The 18,143-nt window shown below is 34.7% G+C and carries 16 protein-coding genes, 2 tRNA genes and 1 pseudogene; 10 read left to right on the top strand and 9 right to left on the bottom strand.

The window, feature by feature from the left end:
* Positions 1-31 precede the first annotated feature (31 nt).
* From CAV_RS00095 to folE, 3 genes and pseudogenes are all read right to left on the bottom strand, one after another.
* Positions 32-469: pseudogene (locus tag CAV_RS00095) on the bottom strand (hypothetical protein); the annotation flags it as partial.
* Between the two features lie 141 nt (positions 470-610).
* Positions 611-1,963, bottom strand: a complete 1,353-nt coding sequence (gene fliI, locus CAV_RS00090; protein WP_094324479.1) for a flagellar protein export ATPase FliI — start codon at positions 1,961-1,963, stop codon at positions 611-613.
* The gene (gene folE, locus CAV_RS00085; protein ID WP_094324478.1) at positions 1,963-2,535 is read right to left on the bottom strand and encodes a GTP cyclohydrolase I FolE; all 573 of its coding nucleotides are present in this window, start codon (positions 2,533-2,535) and stop codon (positions 1,963-1,965) included. Before folE ends, fliI begins: the two co-directional genes overlap by 1 nt.
* A 117-nt stretch (positions 2,536-2,652) precedes the next feature.
* Here folE and tig point away from each other — a divergent pair, with 117 nt between their 5' ends.
* The 9 genes from tig to CAV_RS00040 are packed head-to-tail and all read left to right on the top strand — an operon-like array spanning position 2,653 to position 11,501.
* Positions 2,653-3,966, top strand: coding sequence for a trigger factor (gene tig, locus CAV_RS00080; protein WP_094324477.1), 1,314 nt, complete (start codon positions 2,653-2,655; stop codon positions 3,964-3,966).
* On the top strand, positions 3,966-4,550 hold the full coding sequence (gene clpP / locus CAV_RS00075; protein ID WP_094324476.1) for an ATP-dependent Clp endopeptidase proteolytic subunit ClpP: 585 nt from the start codon (positions 3,966-3,968) through the stop codon (positions 4,548-4,550). Before tig ends, clpP begins: the two co-directional genes overlap by 1 nt.
* A gap of 7 nt (positions 4,551-4,557) precedes the next feature.
* Positions 4,558-5,577 carry a GGDEF domain-containing protein gene (locus tag CAV_RS00070; RefSeq protein WP_094324475.1) on the top strand — a complete coding sequence of 340 codons (1,020 nt, stop codon included), beginning with the start codon at positions 4,558-4,560 and terminating at the stop codon, positions 5,575-5,577.
* Between the two features lie 8 nt (positions 5,578-5,585).
* Positions 5,586-6,113, top strand: coding sequence for a peptide deformylase (gene def, locus CAV_RS00065; protein ID WP_094324474.1), 528 nt, complete (start codon positions 5,586-5,588; stop codon positions 6,111-6,113).
* A complete protein-coding gene (locus tag CAV_RS00060) occupies positions 6,110-7,615 on the top strand; it encodes a YifB family Mg chelatase-like AAA ATPase (RefSeq protein ID WP_094324473.1) in 1,506 nt (501 codons plus the stop codon). The genes def and CAV_RS00060 overlap by 4 nt, the downstream gene beginning before the upstream one ends.
* On the top strand, positions 7,612-8,772 hold the full coding sequence (locus tag CAV_RS00055; protein ID WP_094324472.1) for a DNA recombination protein RmuC: 1,161 nt from the start codon (positions 7,612-7,614) through the stop codon (positions 8,770-8,772). The genes CAV_RS00060 and CAV_RS00055 overlap by 4 nt, the downstream gene beginning before the upstream one ends.
* Complete coding sequence (locus tag CAV_RS00050; protein WP_094324471.1) at positions 8,769-10,133, top strand: NAD(P)H-hydrate dehydratase; 1,365 nt, start codon at positions 8,769-8,771, stop codon at positions 10,131-10,133. The genes CAV_RS00055 and CAV_RS00050 overlap by 4 nt, the downstream gene beginning before the upstream one ends.
* A complete protein-coding gene (gene purN / locus CAV_RS00045; protein WP_094324470.1) occupies positions 10,124-10,696 on the top strand; it encodes a phosphoribosylglycinamide formyltransferase in 573 nt (190 codons plus the stop codon). The genes CAV_RS00050 and purN overlap by 10 nt, the downstream gene beginning before the upstream one ends.
* Before the next feature lie 43 nt (positions 10,697-10,739).
* The gene (locus tag CAV_RS00040; RefSeq protein ID WP_094324469.1) at positions 10,740-11,501 is read left to right on the top strand and encodes a TerC family protein; all 762 of its coding nucleotides are present in this window, start codon (positions 10,740-10,742) and stop codon (positions 11,499-11,501) included.
* Here CAV_RS00040 and CAV_RS00035 read toward each other — a convergent pair.
* The 3 genes from CAV_RS00035 to CAV_RS00025 form a co-directional block, all read right to left on the bottom strand.
* Positions 11,498-11,914: a hypothetical protein gene (locus CAV_RS00035; protein ID WP_094752774.1), complete on the bottom strand. Its 417-nt coding sequence runs from the start codon at positions 11,912-11,914 to the stop codon at positions 11,498-11,500. The two genes, CAV_RS00040 and CAV_RS00035, sit on opposite strands and share 4 nt — an antisense overlap.
* Entirely contained in the window at positions 11,898-12,887 is a 990-nt protein-coding gene (ribD, locus tag CAV_RS00030) for a bifunctional diaminohydroxyphosphoribosylaminopyrimidine deaminase/5-amino-6-(5-phosphoribosylamino)uracil reductase RibD (RefSeq protein WP_094324467.1), read from the bottom strand. The genes CAV_RS00035 and ribD overlap by 17 nt, the downstream gene beginning before the upstream one ends.
* Positions 12,888-12,994: 107 nt before the next feature.
* A tRNA-Met gene (locus CAV_RS00025) sits at positions 12,995-13,071 on the bottom strand.
* Between the two features lie 99 nt (positions 13,072-13,170).
* Between CAV_RS00025 and CAV_RS00020 the strand changes: the two genes are divergently transcribed.
* Positions 13,171-13,258 (top strand) — tRNA-Ser (locus CAV_RS00020).
* Positions 13,259-13,286: 28 nt separating this feature from the next.
* On the opposite strand, the gene gyrB is transcribed toward CAV_RS00020, so the two are convergent.
* The 3 genes from gyrB to dnaA form a co-directional block, all read right to left on the bottom strand.
* A complete protein-coding gene (gene gyrB / locus CAV_RS00015; protein ID WP_094324466.1) occupies positions 13,287-15,611 on the bottom strand; it encodes a DNA topoisomerase (ATP-hydrolyzing) subunit B in 2,325 nt (774 codons plus the stop codon).
* A gap of 12 nt (positions 15,612-15,623) precedes the next feature.
* On the bottom strand, positions 15,624-16,688 hold the full coding sequence (gene dnaN, locus CAV_RS00010) for a DNA polymerase III subunit beta (RefSeq protein WP_094324465.1): 1,065 nt from the start codon (positions 16,686-16,688) through the stop codon (positions 15,624-15,626).
* A gap of 120 nt (positions 16,689-16,808) precedes the next feature.
* Positions 16,809-18,143: a chromosomal replication initiator protein DnaA gene (dnaA, locus tag CAV_RS00005; protein ID WP_094324464.1), complete on the bottom strand. Its 1,335-nt coding sequence runs from the start codon at positions 18,141-18,143 to the stop codon at positions 16,809-16,811.

Here is an 18,143-nt window from a genome sequence, read left to right as displayed (position 1 = left end):
TTTAGGGCTTAGCTTGACTTTTCATATTTTTTTAATTATAATCTAGCATATTAATCTTGTTGGCGGAGTATCGCGAAGTCTGTAAAAGCGTTTGCAAGTTTGAACTGGCGTTTGGAGATTGATATACTATTTTAGCACCAGCATTTATCTTGTTTTTCAAATTTCTTACTTCTTTTATACCGTTAGATATGCTTACTAGATATTCTCCGTTATCAAAACTAACATTTACAAAGCAATCATCAAGTTTTAAATATTTAACAAGTAATATTTCTTCACTTAGCTCCTTTATAATTACATCAGGTTCATCAAGCACAGCTTTAATATGTGGTATAAATTCTTGTCTTCTTTGTGAAACTAATTTTAACAAGCTTCCTTTTTGTACTCTTATTTCCTTTCCATTCAAAGCTTCTTGTATGGCTTTATTATGCTTTGGTATACAACCTTGTTCTAAATTTTCAAGCTTAAAAGTAGAAAGCCATTGTTCTTGTGTTTTTTTGTGTAAGTATGTGTTTTTTGCCTTTTTGGTCTAAAAAAATTTCATCTTTTAACATTGTATAGTCCATATACCTTTAATAAGGCTTTTCAACTAGCCTTCAATCCTTGCTTTAATTTAGCCTTGCATTTTTGGAGTGTTTATTTGCACCTGTTGTGTGGGTTGAATTTCTATCTCTTTTAGCATTTCTATAGTGTCTTTAAATTCAAAGCTTTCTTCTGGGTTTTGGCTTAGAAATTTTTGCATAAAGTCCTTTTTAGCTATAGCCATATCAAGCTCTTTATCGCTTCCTTTTTGATACGCACCTATACGGAGCAAAACCTCATTTTCTTTTAGCAAAGAATTTAGCCTCTTAAATTTCCTAGCTAAGTGCCTGTGCTCATCACTTATAATGTCATTCATCACACGAGAGGCTGAATTTTGTATATTTATAGGCGGATAAATTCCAAAATCCGTTAACTCTCTGCTTAAAACTATGTGTCCATCTAGTATAGAGCGGCTTTGGTCAGCTATAGGATCGCTCATATCATCGCCATCCACAAGCACGGTAAAAAAAGCTGTGATAGTGCCTTTGCCCTCTTCTTTGCCCGTTCTTTCCATAAGCTGAGGCAGTAAGCTTAAAACACTAGGTGGATAGCCCTTTGTAGTTGGTGGCTCACCAAGTGCAAGGCCTATTTCTCTTTGTGCCATAGCAAATCTAGTTACGCTATCCATTATAAAAAGCACATCTTTTCCCTGCTCCTTAAAATACTCAGCCACACTCATAGCACAAAAGGCGCCGTATTTTCTCATCAAGGCAGAATCATCGCTCGTAGCTACTATGATAACGGTATCATCTAGCTTACCGCCTAGGTTTTTTTGTATAAATTCAGGGATTTCTCTGCCTCTTTCGCCTATTAAGGCTACTACTTTTATGGCTGCTTTTGAGTTTTTTACTATCATACCCATAAGAGTTGATTTTCCGACCCCACTTCCTGCAAAAATTCCAAGCTTTTGTCCTACACCACAAGTTAAAAGCGCGTCTATGGTTTTAACGCCCACAGGAAAAACTTCTTCTATAAGTCCTCTTTTCATAGCGTCAATGGGTGCTCTCATTATAGGCATAAATTTGCTAGGCTCTATGGGAGCTTTGCCATCTTTTGGACGCATAAAAGGATCAACCACCCTGCCTAAAAGCTCATCACTTACACCTATTTGCATACCAGCGTCACTTAAAAATGCTTTATCGCCTATCTTAAAGCCCTCCACAAAAGAAAAAGGGCTTAGATAAGAAAAATTTTCTTTTACCTCCACAGCCATAGCCAGAGTTTGCAAGGCTTCATTTTCACTTGAAACAAGCCTAACTATGTCTCCAACGCTAAGCCTTAAGCCTTTAAGCTCTATATTTGTGGCTGAAATTTTGGTTATCTCTCCAAAAACTGAGCTTAAATTTTCCTTGCCAAGCTTTTTTTTAAGGCTTTCTAGGCTCATTAAAATTTAACCTGTTTGCTTGAGTTGATCAAGGAAAAAAACTCCTTTCTAGTCTTTTCATTTGCTAAAAAAGAACCTCTTAGGGCTGAAGTTAAGGTTGTGGCATTTGCCTTTTGCACCCCACGCATTTCCATACACATATGCCTTGCTTCAAGCACCACTCCAACGCCTTTTGCACCTACAAAGCTTATCAAGGCTTCGGCAATTTGCTCTGTTAGTTGCTCTTGTATTTGTAATCTTCTTGCGTAAAGCTCTACTAAGCGGGCAAATTTACTAAGTCCAAGAACCTTTTTATCCGGTATATAAGCTATATGAGCCCTACCAAAAAAGGGCAAAAGATGATGCTCACAAAGGCTGTAAAATTCTATGTCTCTAACTAGGATCATTTCGTTGTTTGTGCTGTCAAAAAGAGCCTTGCTTAAAATTTCTTTTGGGTCTTGCTTATAGCCACTTGTTAAAAATTCAAAGGACTTAAAAACGCGGCTAGGAGTTTTTAAAAGCCCGTCTCTTTGGGGGTCCTCTCCTATGAGAGTGAGTATATCTTTTATGTGATTTTCAAATTTTTCTTGCATTTCTTAACCTTGTCTAAAAAAGTAGATTTTAACATAAATAACTTGAATTTTTATGCAAGTAATTAGTAAAAATTTGGTATAGTATAGCTTTTATTTTAATTTTTTTAAGGACAATATATGGATGTAAAGGCTAAAGCATTAGACACAGTTAATACCTCACTAAGTATTGATATAAGCTCTTTAGACATAAAACAAGAGTTAGAAAAACTTGCTTCAAAAGCGGCAAAAACTATGAAAATGGACGGATTTAGAGTGGGCAAAGTCCCTGTTAGTGCCGTCATAAAAAGATATGAAAAAGAGCTAAGACAAGATGCTGAACAAGCCTTGATAAAAGAAAGCATAGATAAGGCTTTAAAAGATAGTGGCAAGGAAGTAAAAGACCTAGTCGGTGAGCCTTATTTTGAAAAAGTAGAAAGAAAGGATGAGGGTTTGCAAGGCGAACTTATACTTTCTTTTAAACCAAGCTTAAATTTAAACGGATACGAAGAACTTATACCAAGCTATCAAAGCCCAAAGGTTACGAAAAAAGAGATAGATGAAAAAAAAGAAAATTTGCTTAAATCTTACGCAAAAACTGAAGCCATTAGCGAGGATAGAGAGCTTAAGGAAAAGGACTTTGCTAAATTTGACTTTGAAGGCTTTGTGGATGAAAAGGCTTTTGATGGAGGCAAGGCAGAAAATTATGTGCTAGAGATAGGCTCAAAGCAGTTTATACCGGGCTTTGAAGATGGTATGCTAGGTATGAAAAAAGGTGAGCAAAGAGATGTGAAGGTGAAATTTCCTGATGATTACGGTGCTGCTAACTTGGCAGGAAAAGAGGCTGTATTTAAGGTAAAACTACACGAAATTCAGGAGTTAAAGCTTCCAAATTTAGATGAGGATTTACTAAAAAAACTCTTGCCAAATGAAGAAAATGCAAGTGAAGAGCTTTTGGATGAAAAGCTAAAAGAACAAATTAAAAATGAAAAAATTTACAAGCTTATAAACGAGGAGCTAAAGACAAAACTAGCCGATGCCTTGCTTGAAAAATATGTCTTTGACATACCAAAGGGCATTGTAGAGCAAGAAATGGATGTGCAGTTTAGGAACGCTGTTAGCACTTTCACAAAAGAAGAGCTTGAAGAATTTAAAAATGATGAAAACAAATACAAAGAAAAAAGAGAAAGCTTTAGAGATGAGGCTGTAAAGAGCGTGAAGCTTACTTTTATAATCAACGAGCTAGCCGCACTGAGAAAAATTGCAGTGAGTGAGCAAGAACTTATACAAACTGTGTATTTTGAAGCCTACAGATACGGCACTGACCCTCAAAAACTGCTTGAAAGCTACAAACAACAAGGAGTTTTACCAATTATAAAAATGTCCTTGCTAGAGGAAAAGCTCTTTAACGATATTTTCATGCCAAAAGATAAAAAGAAAGCAGAGGCTAAGTGATGTTTATCCCTTATGTCATAGAAAGAACAAGCAGAGGCGAAAGAAGTTATGATATATACTCTCGCCTTTTAAAAGATAGGATTGTAATGCTTAGTGGCGAGATAGATGACGCTGTGTCTGCTTCTATCGTGGCACAACTACTTTTTTTAGAGGCTGAGGACTCTCAAAAGGATATTTATATATACATAAATTCACCCGGCGGAGTGGTAACTAGCGGTCTTAGTATATATGATACTATGAACTATATAAAGCCCGATGTTTGCACTATCTGCATGGGACAGGCTGCTTCAATGGGAGCTTTTTTGCTTTCTTGCGGAACTAAGGGTAAAAGATTTGCCCTGCCAAATTCACGCATCATGATACATCAGCCCTTAGGCGGAGCAAGAGGCCAGGCAAGTGATATAGAAATTCAGGCTAAGGAAATGCTAAGACTAAAGCAATCTTTAAACGAAATTCTAGCCAAAAACACAGGACAAAAACTAGCTAAAATTCAAAAAGATAGCGATAGGGACTTTTTTATGAGTGCTGATGAAGCTAAGGATTACGGGCTTATAGATAAGGTGTTGCAAAAAAGCTTTAAGTGAGGGCACTATGGAAAATGATTTTTTATCAGATTTTGGCAAAGGTGGCTTTGGTGGCGATAGCCATAAAATTCAAAAAATAAGCGGCGGGGAGCTAGAAAAATTTTCAAAATCAGTCCTAGAACAGCTAATCAAAGACAATGTCCCGCCAATACCTGAAAACTACAAAATCTACTTTATCAAAGCCTTACACGAACAAAGCACCATGACATTTAGAAAAAAAATAAGCGAGATGATGAATTTCGAGGATGTGGAGGATAGCAAACAAGTTTTCATAGAAAAGGCTGTCAAAAAAGGCTTTGGCGATCTTTCCTTGCTAATGCAAGATGTGGCCATGGTTTATAAGAATGTCGAAGTTATGGAAGATGTCTTGCAAAAGGCTGCGGATGATTTGTCTGTTAAGTCTTATGATTTATCTTTAAAAGAGCTTGTTTCTAGCTTACAAAACAACTTACAAAGGTTTGAAGCTGTCCTTAAAAAGTATTCCTCTGATATAAAAGAGCATTTTGAAAATGTCCTAACTCATTACAAGCAAATAGAAGAAAAAAGCGATTTTGACACTGTTTACGAAGCCTATAGCAAAAAATCTCTTTTGGATTTGATAGAAAAGTGCAAGGATGGCTACGCGAAATACAACTACCAAAACTCCATCATAATGCTAAAGATAAAAGATGATTTGATAAATAAAATATCCAAGCAAAAAGATAAGGTAATCTTGCAAAAAAATATAGTAAAAACCTTAAATAAAAATGTAGATAACAGCGATATAGTAGCCTACTATGGAGATGGAATTTTTGCTATCTTGCTAAGACATACAAATATGCAAAATGCGCAAAAAAAGACTGAAAACCTAATAGATGCCATTTACAACACAAATTTCTTCATAGACGGAGTGGAAATAGACATGAATTTAGAGGCTGCTTTGGCTGTGATAAAAGATGATATTGTGGTGGATAAATTCTTACAAAAAATGATAAAGTCTTTGTCTAAGACAGGCAAGGACCAAGAGCCTTTTGCTATTATAGATTAGGATAAATCTTGAGCTTAGATATAATCACTTATCCAAACAAACATTTGTTTTTGCCTTCAAAAGAGGTTGAGAATTTCGACAGCAGCTTGCATACCTTGCTTGATAATATGTATGAAACTATGATACAAGGGCAAGGCGTTGGACTAGCTGCGATTCAAGTGGATGTGCCACTAAGAATTTTTTTAGCAAATCCGCCCAATGAACAAGATGAGCAAACAAAAGAAACCTTGCTAGAAATCATCAACCCCGAGCTAGAATTCATAAACGATGAAAAGATACTTTTTACCGAAGGCTGTCTTAGCATACCGGGCTTTTACGAGGAAGTGCAAAGAAACAAAAATGTATATGTAAAATACCAAGATAGACACGGCAAATACAAAGAGCTTGAGGCAAGCGACTTTTTAGCAGTTATTTTGCAGCATGAATTTGACCATTTGAATGGCAAATTATTCATAGAAAGACTTTCTTACTTAAAAAGACAAAAATTTGACAAGGAATTTAGAAAAACACAAAAAAATAGCAAGAAAGCAAAATGAAAAAGCTAAAATGTGCTAACCTGCTAGATGAATTTTGCGTTATCGATGTAGAAAGCACTTTTACAAGGGGTTTGCCCGGCTTTAGCATAGTAGGACTTGCAAATACCGCTATCAAAGAAAGCACAGAGAGGATAAAAGCCACTTTAATCAACAAAAATTTCTCCTTTCCAGCACAAAAAATCACCATAAATTTAAGCCCTTCCGGTATCCCAAAACAAGGCTCACATTTTGATTTGGCAATAGCATTATTAATACTGCTTCAAAAAATCGACTTTGATGAATTTTTTGCCTTTGGAGAGCTTGGACTTGATGGAAGCGTAAAAGATACCAACGAGCTTTTTTCTTTGCTTTTGTTTTTATCGCATAGAAAAAAAAATATAAAAACTATCATACCAAAAGCTCTAGCACAAAAGGCTTGCATGATACCAAACATAGAATTTTTCGCGGTTGATAATATAGATGAAGCTTACGAGCTACTTAGCACGAAAAATTACGATAAATTCAGGGTTTCAAGCACTCACCCGCTTTTTGAAAATCCTTTGCTTATCAATAACGAACTTTTTGTGCCAAATTCAAATTTTCCTTATGATTTTAAAGATGTAAAAGGACAAGAAAAAGCAAAACAAGCCTGCTTAATAGCCGCTCTTGGCATGCACAATATCCTTTTTGAAGGGAGTGCTGGAAGTGGCAAAAGCATGTGCGCTAAAAGGCTTGTTTATATAATGCCTCCGCAAAGTTTGGATGAAATTTTAAGCGCGAGTGCTTATAAGTCTTTGAATTCAAAGGACTGCGAGTTTTCTAGCGTGAGAGCCTTTAGAAATCCTCATCACACAAGCACCAAGGCTAGTATCTTTGGTGGTGGCACGAAATCAGCTAAGATAGGCGAGGTAGCTTTGGCAAACGGCGGGGTGCTGTTTTTTGATGAATTCCCACATTTTAGCAAAACCGTTATAGAAAGCTTAAGAGAGCCCTTAGAGGATAATCAAATTCTAGTTTCAAGGGTAAATTCCAAGGTGCTTTATGATACGAAATTCATCTTTGTGGCAGCGCAAAATCCTTGCCCTTGCGGAAATTTATTCTCAAAAGATTTGCTCTGTCGTTGCAACGAACTTGACATAAAACGCTATAAGCAAAGAATTTCCCAACCCATACTTGATAGGATAGATTTATATGTAGCAATGGAGGAGATAAGCAAGGATGATAAGCCTAGTTTTTCATCAAAAGAGCTCTCACAAATTGTTCTAAATGCTTTTATTTTTCAAAGAAAAAGGGGGCAAAAGGAATTTAATGCCAAGCTAAAAGATGAGGAGATAAAAGAATTTTGCATACTAAGCAAAGAAGCCGTAGATACCTTGGAGCAAGGCATAAGTAGGTTTAAGCTGTCGCAACGTTCCATTAATAAAACTTTAAAGGTCGCACGAAGCTGTGCTGACATACAAAATAGCGAACTCATAGAAAAAACACACATACTAAACGCACTTTCTTTTAGGATAAAAGCATGAATGAATACATATACGCCGCCATTATAGTTTTATGTTTTGCTTTGCTAAATTTTTATTTCATAAGGGCTAGGGTTTTAAAGGCTGAAAATTTGCTCCTTAAAAAAAGCCTCAAAGAAAGCCAAGAACTTTTGCTAAAAAATAAAGAAGAATTTAAAAACGAGCAATTAGCCTTGATAAAGGCCTTAAAAAAAGAGGAAGAGGAGCTAAAAAAAGAATACGAACAGCAAAGCTCGCAGCTTTTAAGCAAAAATTATAATCTACTAAATGAGGGCTCAAAAAAGATTTTAAATGAAATTTTTAAGCCCATAAATGAAAAGATAAAAGCTTACAACGAAAGACTGCTAATCAATGAAAACAAGCTAGAAAACAGCATAAAATACATGTTTGAGTATAGTCAAAAAATAGGAGATGAGGCAAATAAATTAGCCAAAATTTTAAAAGGCGATAAAAAAATCAGGGGAAATTTCGCCGAACTTCAGCTAAAATCCTTGCTAAATTCAAGCGGCTTAAAAGAGGATGAGCAGTATAAAACCCAGGTGAATTTAAAAGAAGGTGGGAATAATTACTTCCTTGATGCTGTGGTCTTTTTGGATAGAGAAAAAAATATAGTAATTGACGCTAAATTCTCTCTGCCTAGCGACTTTGCCCTAGATGATAGCAATGAAGAATTGTGCATGAATTTGGCAAAAAACTTAAAAGACAGGATAGATGAGCTTAGTAAAAAGCCGTATTACAAATACAATGCCTACACTTATGATTTTATCTTGCTTTTTATACCTTATCAAAACATACTTGATTTAGCCCTAGAAGCCATGCCAAACATCTATCAGTACGCTTATAATAAAAAAATTTATCTAACAAGCCCGCACACGCTTTTTATGGCGCTAAACACCATAAATATTTCTTGGAAGCACATACAAAGCAACGAAAACATCCTAAAAGCCTTTGATGAGCTTGGTTCCTTTTATGATAAATTTGTGTCTTTTACGGATGATTTTAAGAGGCTAAAAGCTAGCATAAATGCGGTTGAAAATAATATAGAAAAAATGGAAAATAAGCTCATAAGCGGCAGAGGAAATTTAAGCTTGAAATTTGAAAAGCTAAAAGAACTTGGTGCAAAAACAAACAAGCAAATCGCTCTAGAGTATGAAAAATGAAAGCACTTTGTAAAAACTCAAAAGAACTTGATTTAAAAGCCATTCAAAAGGGGCTTGATGAGCTAATGCTTATGGAAAATGCCGGTGCAAGCTTAGCAAGACTAGTAAAAAAAGAGGCAAAAAAACTAGGGCAAAAAAATGGCAAAAGAGCTAAAATTTTATTCTTACTTGGTGGGGGAAATAACGCAGCTGATGGGCTTGTAGCACTTAGACAGCTAAAAAATAGCTACGGCTTTAAACTAGCTTTTAAAGAAAATGAGAATTTTAAAAAACAAGAGCAAATTTTAAAAAACTATGGTTTTAAGTTTTTAGAAAAAGAACCAAATTTTAATGATTTTCACATCATAATAGACTGCATTTTTGGCACAGGCTTAAATAGAAAAGTGGATGAAAAAACGGCTGAAATTCTAAAAAAAGTAAATAAAAGCAAGGCTTTAAAAATAGCCTGTGATATGCCTACAAATTTAGGCTTTAAGCCTTGTTTTAGGGCTGATATAACGCTTTGTATGGGAAGTTTAAAAGAAAGCTTACTTGAAGACTTTGCAAAAGAAAAGGTAGGAAGGCTAAAAGTAGCAAAACTTGGCTTAAGGACAAGGTATTTTAACGAAAAGGCCTCTAGCTTTTTGCTTGAGAAAAAGGATTTAAGGCTTATAAAAAGAAAAAAAGTATCAAACAAGGGCGATTACGGGCATATCTTTGTCTTGGGTAGTAAAAGTGCTGGCTCGCTAGCTGCAATGGCAGCCTTAAATTTTGGAGCAGGGCTGGTGTCCTTGCTAGGCAAAGAGAGCTTTTCGCCGCTTATAATGTGTAAAGAAGTCCTAGATGAAAGAGCCTCAGTGCTTTGTGCTGGTATGGGGCTTAAAGATCTTAGCTTCTTAAAAGATGAATTAGCCTTTAAAAAGCCCTTGGTGCTTGATGCAGAGTGCTTTTTAAGTAAGGATATACTGCCTCATTTAAACAGAAGTGATGTTGTCATAACACCTCATCCAAAGGAATTTACAAGGCTTTATAAGCTTTGTTTTGATGAGGATTTAAGCCTAGATGAGCTTTTTAAAAAACGTTTCTTTTATGCAAGAAACTTTGCTAAGCATTATGAGTGCGTGCTCGTCTTAAAAGGAGCAAACAGCATAATCACACAAAAAGATAAGCTCTTTGTGATAAATTTAGGAAACGAGGCTCTGGCAAAGGGCGGAAGTGGCGATGTCTTAGCCGGTATGATAGCTGCTTTAATGTTTAAATTTAAGCCCTTAAAAGCTGCGAAAAATGCCGTCCTAGCGCACGCTTTAGTTGCTAGAAAATACAAATTTAACAAAAATAGCTTTGATGCGTTAAAACTCATAAAAGGACTTAAATGCTTGTAAAACTTGCCGTGCTTTTTAGTGGAAATGGGAGCAATCTAGAAAATATCTTAGAAAAACTTCACAAAAAAAGCTTTGGAAAAAATAGCTTTGAAGTCGTGCTGTGCTTGTGCAATAAAAAAGAAGCTTACGGCATACAAAGAGCTTTGAAATTTGGACTTCAAACTGTGCTTATAGAGCATAAAAACTATGAAAGCAGGGAGGATTTTGATAGGGCTTTAGTAAAGGAAATTCAAAAAAGCGGGGCTGATTTAGCGGTTTTAGCAGGATTTATGCGAATTTTAAGCCCTGTTTTTACCAAAAATATAAAAGCCATAAATTTACACCCCTCACTTTTGCCGCTTTTTAAGGGAGCAAATGCCATAAAAGAAAGCTTTGAAAGCGATATGAAAGTAGCTGGAGTTAGCGTTCATCTAGTAAATGAGGAGCTTGATGGAGGTAAAATCATCGCTCAAAAAGCCTTTGAAAAAGATGATAATATGAAGTACGAGGATTTTGAGGCTAAAATTCACGCCCTTGAACACGAGCTCTTGCCTCAAAGCATAATTAAATTCTTTGATGAGTAAGAAAAATTAGCTATAATCTTGCTTTTCATAAATAAGGATAAGAATGTTTGAATGGTTATTTAGTATAGATGCTTGGCTTACTTTACTTACTCTTAGCGCGCTTGAAATAGTGCTTGGTATAGATAATATCATCTTGCTTGCTATATTAGTAAATAAACTTGAGCCTAAATACCGAGACAGAGCTAGATATTTAGGTCTTTTCTTGGCGATGTTTGCGAGGATTGCACTGCTCTTTTCTTTATTTTTGATAATGAAACTCACGGCCCCGCTTTTTAACATATATGTTCCGGGCATAGTCGAAAACGGCTCTAAGGCTTTAGCACTCTTGCCTATGGAAATTTCTGGCAGGGATTTGGTGTTATTTTTTGGAGGTTTATTTCTCATTATAAAGCCTATTATGGAGATAGTAGAGCAGTTAAAACAAGCTCACGGAGAGGAACACCACAGCTCTGGCTCAAGCAAATTTTGGGTAATAATCGCGCAAATAATCCTACTAGACATAGTTTTTTCATTAGATAGCGTTATAACAGCCGTTGGGATTGCACAGAATTTAGAAATCATGGTCTTAGCCGTGATAATAGCAGTTTGTGTTATGCTCTTTGCTTCCAAACCGATAGCAGACTTTGTAGAAACATATCCTAGTATCAAAATTCTAGCGCTGTCCTTTTTGATAATGGTTGGTGTTGTTTTAGTTTGTGAAAGCCTTGATATACACATCAGCAAGGCCTATATCTACACTGCTATGGTATTTTCTTTAGCTGTTGAAATTCTAAATATCTTAGCAAATAAAAAACAGGCTGATTAAAGCCTTTCTAGCCTTTTTATCTGTTTTAAAAGCACTATGTGATTTATGATAAAAAGGACTAGAAAAAGTGAGAAAATACACAAGAAAAATAGGTCTATTTCCAAAAAATTGTTATAAAAAAATAAGAACAAAAAGCATAAAAATGCGCAAAGGGATATAAACAATAAAAGAGAGGATTTTATCCTTGCTTCCTTGAAATTATTAAGGTTTTTGCTTAAATTTCTAAAAAGCACTATCTTATTTTCTTTTCTAAACAAGGCCAGCTCATCGCCTAAATTTAATAACTTAGGTTTTAGGCTTATATAAGTTAGTTTTTCTTTATCTAAACTAAGCTCGTAATTTGAGTATTTTACGCCTCTTTTTTCAGAGCAGTTTTCAATCCTAGCTCTTAAAAAGCTATTTTTGAAGTTCATAAATGCCATAAGAATCACCGCCTAATTCTCCCCTGTAAATAGCCTTAAAATTTAAGTCTAAAGAAAGGGACTTTTCTGCTGTAAATCTAGAATTTGAAAAGATTAAAAAAGCATCCATATCATTTTTAAAGCTTTTTAAAAAATTCTCCCCGCCCTCAAACATCATAAATTTGGTATCTTTTGGGATGTGGTCATAATAATTTCTTCCCTTTATGCAAAAAGCAGATATGTTTTTATCGAAACTTTCTAAACTCTTGTGGCTTAGGATACACAAATTTGGCGCCTTTCCATCAACAAGCCTTGCATCAAGTATAGGTCTATCCATTCTCATGGTTCTGCCGCCTATAACTAAAAGATCAATTACAGAGCGAATTTTATGCGCATAAATTCTACTTTCCTTGCTAGAAATATCCTTGCCCAAGGCCGAACCATTCAAGCTTAGGGCTAATTTAAAAAGCTTAAAAGCCTCTCCTCTTTGCCATTTGTAAAAAGGCTTTAGCAAATCCTTTGCCCTTTCCTCGCACAAAGTGCTATGTTTGCTTATGCCTTTGTTTTTCAGTATCTCAAAGCCACCGCCTGCCTTGGTATTATCCAAAGCGGCTATAAAAACCTTTTTAAATTTAAGACCTGTGAAAAGCTCCACACAAGGCGGGGTTTTGCCTTGATGAGAACAAGGCTCAAGGCTCACATAAGCAATGCCGTCTTTTAATAAATTTGAATGATTTTTAAGTATAAACTCATGTGCTTTATTTGGCTCATCTGGTATATCTAAATTTGGATTTAACTTTTTTAAAGCCTCTTTTATAGCCTCTAGTTCAGCGTGTGCTAAACCGGCTTTTTTATGTGCTTGTATGCTTAAAATTTGTTTATTTTTATCTAAAATCACGCAGCCAACCGCTGGATTTGGATATGTTAAAAACTGATATTTCCAAGCCTCATCTATGGCTAAATTCATATAAAATTCATCATTCATGCTAAACCTCTTTCTAAAAGGATAACAAAAATACTTAAATATCACATGAGATTTTTAAGGATAGCAAGAAATTTAGTGGAATTTAATTTATAAAGTTGAGTAAAATTTGGTATCAAGGGGGAGACTTGAACTCCCGACCTCCGGCTTATGAGACCAGCGCTCTAACCAGCTGAGCTACCCTGACTTAGCAAAAGCTTAATTATACAATATTTTTGTTTAAATGTTTACTAAAACTGATAAATAAAGAAAAATATTTTACATTTTTTGTTATAATTCATCTTTTAGACAGGTGTCCGAGCGGTTTAAGGAGCACGCCTGGAACGCGTGTATAGTGAAAGCTATCGAGGGTTCGAATCCCTTCCTGTCTGCCATAAATTCATAAGGCTTAGCCTTATAAATTTATACATCTAAGTGTTTGACGTCTTTTGCGTGTGCTTGTATGTACTCGCGTCTTGGTTCTACCTCATCTCCCATGAAAAGATTAAAGGTATCATTTGCACGGATAGCATCTTCTATGGTGATTTTAAGCAAGCGACGATTGCTAGGGTCCATTGTAGTTTCCCAAAGTTGTTCAGGGTTCATCTCACCAAGCCCCTTGTATCTTTGTATATAAGCACCTTTTCTGGCATTTTTTTCAACCTCATCTAGAATTTCTAAGATGTCTTTGTTGAAATTTAACTCTCTTTCTTTAATCTTTTTATATATGTAAATTCCTTCCTCAAAAAGTGCATTTGAGAACAAATCATCATTTATCAAGAGCTCCTCAAGTCCGTTATTTGTCTGTATAAACAAGCGAAGTTCATTTTCATTTATGTATGAATTTAAGATATTATGCCCGTCTTTTTCAAGAAAAATCTTTATCTTTTCAAACAAATCCTCGTTAGAAAGTTTTAACAAATCCTCATTTTCTATCAAGTATCTAATAACAGAAATGACATTAAACCTATTTTCAAGTTCTTTTAAAACCGTCCTGTAAGCAGACACTATCTTTAAAAAGTCTTTTAAGTCGTTAAGCCCTATGCCCTCGTAATTTGAGCTTTCAATGCCGGTTTCTATCAAATAATCATTCAAAGCCCTTTCATCTTTTAGGTAAATTTCTCTTTTTTGACCCTTTTTATATCTGTAAAGCGGGGGCTGGGCTAGATAGATATGACCATTTACAACAAGTTCTTTCATGAAGCGGAAGAAAAAGGTTAATAACAATGTCTGTATGTGAGAGCCGTCAACATCAGCATCCGTCATTATGATGATTTTATGGTATCTTAATTTTTCTATGTCAAAATCCTCGCTTATGCCGCAGCCAAAAGCTGTTATCATGTTTTGAATTTGCTCTGATTTTAAAATCTTTTCTAATCTTGCCTTTTCAACATTTAAAATTTTACCCCTAAGTGGCAAGATGGCTTGAAAGCTCCTTTCCCTGCCTTGCTTCGCAGAACCACCTGCTGAGTCACCTTCAACTAGATAAATTTCGCTTTCACTTGGATTTTTACTTTGACAGTCCGCTAACTTTCCAGGCAAGGTTCCAACGCTTAAGCTATCTTTTTTCCTAGTAAGCTCTCTTGCCCTTTTTGCAGCTTCTCTACCTCTTGCTGCCATTAAGGCCTTATTCATTATGGCCTTGGCTTCGTTTGGATTTTCTTCAAAGTATTTACTTAAATATTCATAACTTACTTTTGAAACTATCGGTTTTACATAAGATGAGCCAAGTTTTCCCTTAGTTTGTCCCTCAAACTGCGGCTCAGGAACCTTCACGCTTACTATTGCGATGAGCCCCTCTCTTATATCATCGCCAACTATCTTGCTATCTTTTTCCCTTGAATTTGCATTTGCATCTATGTAGTTTGTTATAACCCTCGTTAAGGCCATTCTAAAACCAGCCTCATGAGTTCCTCCATCCGGGGTTTTGATATTATTAACAAAAGAAAGCAAATTTTCGCTATAAGTTTCGTTGTAAAGCAAGGCTATATCAACTTCTACATCATCTTCATGCTTGGAAAAATAAATCACCTTTGTAAGAGCTTGTTTGTTTTTGTTTATGTCCTCCACAAACTGCGCTATTCCGCCGTCAAAATGGAAAAGCTCCTCTTTAGCTATCCTGTTATCTTTGAATTTTATGCTTATTTTTGGGTTTAGATACGCTAGTTCTTTAAATCTTTTAGCCAAAATTTCATAATCAAATTTAGTTATTTCAAAAATACTATCATCAGGCCAAAATTCTATTATAGTGCCTCTTTCCTCGGTTTTTCCTATTACTTCAAGCTCACTTACAGCCTTGCCTTTTTCAAATTCTTGTCTATAAATGTTTCCGTCTCTTTTAACAGTTGCTATTAATTTGGTTGAAAGTGCATTTACAACAGAAACACCCACACCGTGAAGCCCTCCAGAAACCTTGTAAGTATCTTTGTCAAATTTTCCTCCGGCGTGAAGTACGGTTAAAACAACAGTTAAGGTAGGTATGCCCTCAGTTGGGTGAATTCCAACAGGAATTCCTCTACCGTTATCCCTTACTATACAGCTTCCCTCATCTGTGAGTTCTATTTCTATGTTATCGCAGTATCCTGCCATCGACTCATCTATGGAGTTATCAACTACTTCGTAAATCATATGATGAAGACCGCTTATATTAGTATCACCAATATACATCCCCGGTCTTTTTCTAACTGCTTCTAGGCCTTTTAGAACTTTTATATTACTTTCGCCGTAGTTTTTGTTGTTCTCTTGCATAAAATTATCCCTTTATAAAATCGTAGGTATTATTATAGTTTGTAATTCTTGTGATGAAATTATGAAAGATAAATTTGGTTCATTTATCTTAAGTTCAAATTCCTCTGTTTCTATGGAATTTAAGAAATCCATAAATTGGTCTACTTGAATTATCAAAGAAAAGTTTTCATTTATATTAAGCTCCGTGTCAAGCTCGGTTTTAGCTTCGTTATTATCCCCGCTTCCTTCAAAAACTATTTTATTTTTAGCAAAACTCACCCTTATTTTGTTAGAAACAACCTTAATTACCTTAAGCCTGCTTAAAAAATCCTCCACGTTTAAAGTTAAATTTATATTTATAGTTTTTGGTATAACCTTTTCATAGTCTGGGAATTTATCGTTTATAAGTTTTGTGTAAAACTCGAAATTTTCATTTTTTGCTATGAGTATGTTTTCATCATAAAATAGTTCTATCTTTTCGTAAAATAATTTTTGCATTTCAGCTATAGCTTTTTTTGGAATGCTTAGTTCTAGCTCTTTATCATTTTGTTTGTTCAGCGTAAATACAGCAAGTCTTTTTGTATCAGAGCCTACGAAATTTATCCTGTCTTGTTTTATGTCTATTAAGGCACCATTTAAAGAATATTTCGCATTTTGAGTGTCTATTGCTGGAAAGATTTTTTTAAGACCTCTGCTTAAGTCGCTTGAGTCTAAATCAAGTTTGTTTTTATTTTCTATGCTAGGAAATCTAGGAAAATCCTCGTAATTAAACATCGAAAGCTTGTATTTTGTATTTTTTTGTCTGATAAATAAAGAATTATCTATAGTTTCTAAAACCAAATCTTCATTACTTAAATTCTTTATCATATCCATGATGTTTTTTGCATTAACAGTTGCAAAACCTTGTCTTTCAATGTTTAATTTTTTTATCTTATAAGTTAATCCTATTTCATAATCAGTTGCTTTTATGGTTAATTTATCATCACTTGCTTCTAGCAAAAAGTGAGAATTTATAGCTGATATGTCTTTTTTTTCAACATATGCGTTACAAAGCGTGAGTGCTGATTCAAGATTATTTTTGTTTATGCTTAGTTTCATTTTTTCTCCTTTATTTTATTTTAAATTCAGTACTAATAATAAGTGCTAGTGAAAATGTGAAATTTCAAAGCAAAATATTACAACTTGGTTTCTTTTTATGTGAAATTATTTTTATTTTTTTCACATAATTTCACTTTCATTCCTTCTTTTTATCAAAATTTTGTTTTTAAGTTCGTTTATTCTAGCTTGTAATTCATTATCTTTTTCTATTTCTTCTCTTATCTTTTTTATGTTATGTGAAATTGATGTGTGATCTTTCATACTAAATACCCTAGCAAGCTGAGGAGTGGAAACAGTCGTAAGCTCCCTTGCTAGAAAGATTATAATCCTTTTTATTTTCACTATATTACTTGTTTTTTTGTTTGATTTCACATCCGCACTTTTTACGTTAAATTCCTTGCAAATCACTTCAAATATATCATCTAAAGAAATATTTTCCTTAGTTTCTTTTATGTGATCTTTCATTATCATTTTTACTATTTCTAAATTTATCTCAATGCCCATGATCTTAGAATAAGCATTTATATTTGTTATCATACCTTCTATTTCTCTTATATTATCACCCATGGAACTTGCTATGTAAAAGATTATATCATCATTTAATCTTATATCATTCATTTCGCATTTTTTTCTAATTATAGCTTTTTTAGTGTCAAGCTCGGGCTGGGTTATATCAGCTATTATACCATTTGCAAAACGCGATTTTAGCCTATCTGTAATGCCTCTTAGCATATTTGGCGGATTATCGCTTGTTACGATTATTTGACCTGCCTTACTTTTGATTTCGTTAAATATAGAAAAAAACTCATCTTGTATTCTATCTGTTTTACCAAGAAATTGCACATCATCTATGAGCAAAACATCGCAGCTTGTGTATTTTTCCCTGAATTTAGCCAAGATATTATTTTCTAAGTGATACACAAAGTCGTTTGCAAATCTAGTGCTAACTACATTTACTATCTTTTTGCCAAATTCAGCACAGGCATTACCCACAGCTTGCATAAGATGCGTTTTGCCAAGTCCTGTTGGCCCATATATGAAGATAGGATTATAAAGCTTGCCTAAATTTTTTTTGTTGCTAACGGCTTTGCACACGCTGTAAGCGTATTCGTTCGAAGGGCCTACAACAAAGCTATCAAAGGTAAAATCAGGTATTAAAATATCGCCTTGAACTAAATTTATAGTGTTTTGAACGGGTATTTGTTTGGATTTTTTTTTATTTTTGCCATGAATATATACTTTGGCCTTGTTTCCGCTTAGAATTTCGTAGTGTTCTGAGATTTTGTTTGCGTATCTGGTTTGTATGAATTTGGCTATTAAGTCATTTGGAGCATTAAAAACTATATAATCAGGCTTTGTAAGCTTGTCATCTAAGCTTAAATTGCTTATAAAGGTGTCAAATTCACTCTTTGAAACCTTTTCTTTAAAAGCGCTTAGCAGTTCTCTTGCGTCCAT

Source organism: Campylobacter avium LMG 24591, assembly GCF_002238335.1.
Lineage (GTDB): Bacteria > Campylobacterota > Campylobacteria > Campylobacterales > Campylobacteraceae > Campylobacter_D > Campylobacter_D avium.
Note: the sequence above shows the minus strand (reverse complement) of the source record. Positions and strands in the feature narration are given on the sequence as shown.